General features: G+C 62.4%; 4 protein-coding genes and 2 pseudogenes. 4 read left to right on the top strand and 2 right to left on the bottom strand.

The window, feature by feature from the left end:
- Positions 1-210 (bottom strand): transposase (locus tag GCT19_RS41305; RefSeq protein WP_152855043.1); only part of this gene is annotated, 210 nt, incomplete at its 3' end.
- Between the two features lie 151 nt (positions 211-361).
- A pseudogene (locus GCT19_RS41310) lies at positions 362-640 on the bottom strand (aminotransferase class III-fold pyridoxal phosphate-dependent enzyme); the annotation flags it as partial.
- Between GCT19_RS41310 and GCT19_RS41315 the strand changes: the two are divergent.
- From GCT19_RS41315 to GCT19_RS41330, 4 genes and pseudogenes are all read left to right on the top strand, one after another.
- A pseudogene (locus tag GCT19_RS41315) lies at positions 639-971 on the top strand (universal stress protein); the annotation flags it as partial. The pseudogenes GCT19_RS41310 and GCT19_RS41315 sit on opposite strands and share 2 nt — an antisense overlap.
- 316 nt (positions 972-1287) lie before the next feature.
- A complete protein-coding gene (locus tag GCT19_RS45040) occupies positions 1288-1368 on the top strand; it encodes a hypothetical protein (protein ID WP_375792000.1) in 81 nt (26 codons plus the stop codon).
- Between the two features lie 329 nt (positions 1369-1697).
- Positions 1698-2558 (top strand): IS110 family RNA-guided transposase, encoded by an 861-nt coding sequence (locus GCT19_RS41325; RefSeq protein WP_321576957.1) that lies wholly within the window; start codon positions 1698-1700, stop codon positions 2556-2558.
- A 317-nt stretch (positions 2559-2875) separates the two neighbouring features.
- Positions 2876-3258, top strand: a 383-nt coding sequence (locus GCT19_RS41330) for an IS110 family transposase (protein WP_152855044.1), incomplete at its 3' end; no start/stop codon positions are given.

Genomic DNA, 3258 nt, shown 5'->3' on the forward strand with positions numbered 1-3258 from the left:
GGGCATGTCCGCCTGCCGATGCAGCCGAACCCATTTATGCAGCTGGTTGGCGTTCACCCCGGCCTTCAGCGCCAGCCCAGACAAAGATGCACCCGGCTGCAGGCAGGCCTCCACCAGCCGTCGCTTGTCCATGGAATCGAAGCTGCGCTTGCCGCCCACTCCAACGCGGGTCACCCGCAACGGCAAAAATGCAAGGTCATCCTGGGTCATAAATTGCGTCCGCAAGTTGTGGTTGCGGACGCAATCGTGGATCTTGCCAGACGCAAAAGCTAGGTGGGGGAAATCGAGCGCTTACGATTGACGTGCGTTTGCCCATTGCCGAGCACACCCGTGCCCTGTGCCATCGCATCGTGCACGGCGGCCGACATCAGCGCCGCGGCGATCGGCTGATAGCCAGCCGCGAGACCCTTGCCAATTGCCACGAGATCAGGAACGACGCCGTCCTCGAGATAGGCGTACACTGAACGGTCCGTCCCATGCCGGCCATCACCTCGTCGAGCAGCAGGAGCACGTCATGGCGTTCGCAGACTTCGCGGATCTTCTTCAGGTAGCCCGGCACAGGAGGCACCGCGCCGTTGGTTGACCCGACTACCGTCTCGGCGACGAAGGCCGCGAAGTTTTCCGCGCCGAGCGTGCAAATCCACGACGCGCTGCCGTTCCTCGGCCATGCCGCCAAGGTGTCGCTGCTGACGGTCCATTCGCCCAGCGATCAACCGCCGCGCGACCGGATTCCTGGCGCGGACATCCAGCTGACCATCGCGCGTCACGGCGTGAAGATCGACGCGCGCGAGCTGACCATCGAAAACGACACGCCGGTCAGCGATGCTTTGCTGTCGCAGGCGTCGGAGCTCGGCTGCGACCTGATCGCGATGGGCGCGTTCGCGCACTCCCGCCTGCACGAAGTCGTACTGGGAGGCGCAACGCGCACGATGCTCGAGTCGATGACCGTGCCAGTGCTGTTCTCGCACTGAAGATCGCGCTTAAGGAGCCCATCATGTTTCACCGCCTACTGGTCGCTCGACGGCAGCGATACCGCCTCTCGAGCCTTCGATGCCGCGTTGACCCTCACCGCCGAGTCCGGCGCCGAACTGATGCCGCTGTATGTGATCGATATGCCCATCATTACGACGCGCCGGGCTTCGATCCGTCGGTGATCGAGGACGACTTCATCGAAGAAGGCCAGCGGATCGCGACCGACGCGAAGAGCCGGCTGGCAACTTACGGCGTCAAGGGCTCGCCGATGCCATCGTGATGGGCACGCACGGCCGCCCCGGCTTTCGGCGCGTCATGCTCGGCAGCGTCGCCGAGCGCGTCCTGCGCAGCGCCCGCAGCACGGTCCTGTTGATTCCGGCCCGTGCGGGTCGTTGAACCCGACGATCAGTCCGTCACCGCGTCCGCCGAGAAGGAGAGTGAAATGAACGCGTCCCACGCTACGGTCGAGTGAGAGGAACAGGAAGGGTGGATCCTCACGGGCCAACGGCATCGATGTGCCCAGGTGGAAAATGCAGGCATTTCCCAGGCAACCGGAGGATCCACGATGAACAGTATGGCAGTGGGCGTCGACATCGCCAAACAGGTTTTCCAGGTGCACTACATCGATCAGCAGACTGGCGAGATCGTCAACAAGCCAATCATGCGGGTGAACTTTCTCGAGCACTTCGCGAATCGAGGCCGGTGCCTGATTGGGATTGAGGCATGTGGCGGTGCGCACCCACTGGGCCCGACGACTAGTGAGGATGGGTCACGAAGTGAGGCTGATGCCGGCGGAGTTTGTGAAGCCATTCAACATCCGCAGCAAGAACGACGCGGCGGATGCGAAGGCGATCTGGCTGGCGGTACAGCAGCCAGGCAAGCCAGTGGCAGTCAAGACAGAAATGCAGCAGGCAATGCTCGCGTTGCACCGGATGCGTGGGCAGTTGGTGAAGTTCCGCACGATGCAGATCAATGGACTGCGCGGACTGCTGGCGGAATACGGCGAGGTGATGAGCCGGGGCCGCGCGAAGCTGGCTGCGGAGATTCCGGCGGCGCTGGGGCGACTCGCAGAGCGTTTGCCGGCGGCGCTGATCGACACGCTGCGCGAGCAATGGAACGGGCTGGCGAGGCTGGACGAGCAGGTGGCAGGGATCGAACGTCGGATGCGCGAATGGAAGAAGGGCGATCGTGCCGTGAAGGCGATCAGCGAGATTCCTGGAGTCGGGCTACTGACGGCAACTGCGGCAGTGGCGATGATCGGCGATGCGAAAGTGTTCCGCTCGGGAAGAGAGTTTGCCGCATGGGCGGGTCTTGTGCCGAAGCAAACGGGCTCGGGCGGCAAGGTTAGCCTGCACGGGATCAGCAACGCGGCGACACGTACTTGCGCACGCTGCTCATTCACGGTGCGCGCAGCGTACTGTCGCACGCGAAAGAGCCCGGACCCCTGGGTCGAGCAGATGAAAAAGCAGCGGCCAATGAACGTGGTCGTCGTCGCGCTGGCCAACAAGATGGCAAGAACGATCTGGGCAGTGTTAGCCCATGACCGGCGCTACCAGACAGGCTACGTGAGCACAAAACCCGCGTGAGCGGGCTTGCACGTGGAAGATTAACCTTTAACAAAGGGTGAACGTCGAAAGGTTGCGCAGCAATCGAGTGTGATGACAAGCCAGGTAGGACCGCGACTCGCTAAACCTGTATGTCAGCAGGAGCTTTCCAGCTCGCTAGGAGAATGAGGTGCGAGTCAGCGAATTTCATAGAGGCCCGCAGCGGCGCTACCGGCTGCAATAAGGCCGGATATAGTGGAATGGCCTCGTCCCACCTCCGGCGGATGTATGCAAACGATCGGCGCCAGAGGGCATGGCAGTATGGGCAATCCCTGGTCCACGACTGAACGGAGGCCGTCATGAATGTCGCTTTGCTGAGCATCGATCTCGCCAAAAACACCTTCCAGCTGTACGGCGTCGACGAACGCGGCCATCCGGTGTTGGGCCGGCGAGTCAGCCGCAGCAAGCTCCTCGAGACGGTCGTCTGTCTGCCCTGCTGCCGCATCGTGATGGAAGCCTGTGGCGGAGCGCATTACTGGGCTCGTCGGTTCTCGGCGATGGGCCATCATGTGCAGATCATTGCGCCGCGATTCGTCAAACCGTTCGTCAAATCCCAGAAGAATGATCGCAACGATGCGGAGGCGATCGTCGAAGCGGCGTCCCGTCCGACGATGCGCTACGTCGCCGTCAACAGCGTTGAACAGCAGGACATCCAGTCCATGCATCGCATCCGCAGCCTGCT

The organism is Paraburkholderia atlantica (genome assembly GCF_009362785.1).
Taxonomy (GTDB): Bacteria; Pseudomonadota; Gammaproteobacteria; order Burkholderiales; family Burkholderiaceae; genus Paraburkholderia; species Paraburkholderia atlantica.

Coding starts and splice junctions, on each gene's coding strand:
- GCT19_RS45040 (WP_375792000.1), top strand. CDS start 1,288: ATGCTCGGCAGCGTCGCCGAGCGCGTCCTGCGCAGCGCCCGCAGCACG.